This window comes from Clostridium sp. AM42-4, from assembly GCF_003480105.1.
GTDB lineage: Bacteria > Bacillota > Clostridia > Lachnospirales > Lachnospiraceae > Brotaphodocola.
Map to the genome: position 1 here is coordinate 4,967 of NZ_QUIK01000039.1, position 446 is coordinate 5,412.

At 34.1% G+C, this 446-nt stretch carries 1 pseudogene; it reads left to right on the forward strand.

Features of this window, described 5'->3' with window-relative positions:
* A pseudogene (locus DW922_RS17040) lies at positions 1–247 on the forward strand (aminoglycoside adenylyltransferase); the annotation flags it as partial.
* Between the last annotated feature and the right edge of the window lie 199 nt (positions 248–446).

Below are 446 nucleotides of genomic sequence, written 5' to 3' on the forward strand. Positions count from 1 at the left end.
ATATAGTGATGAACTTGGTTACTTAGACATTCACCCGTTCGTTTTAAATGAGGACGGAACTTCAAAACAAGCTGATTTAGAGGGTGGATGGTATGAGTTTGAAAAAGATTACTTTGGTAGTGTTTTTTTTGAAGGCAAAACAATTCCTTGTATATCTTTAAAAGGCCAAAAAGTTTTCCATTCAGGTTATGAATTAAGAGATAAAGATAAGCATGATATTTCAATTCTTGAAAGTTTATCAAAATAACATTGCTGTAATTTCTAAGATAAATTTCAGTTTGTCGGTACGAAGAAAAAGGTAAAATACTTCATTGATAAGATTAGCGGTCAAGGCGAGAGGGAGTGAGGTGTAGATATTGACACCAAAAAGGCACTCCCTTATACTTGACGAAAAAAGGTAAAAAAAACTCATTGATAAGATTAGCGGTCAAGGCGAGAGGGAGTGA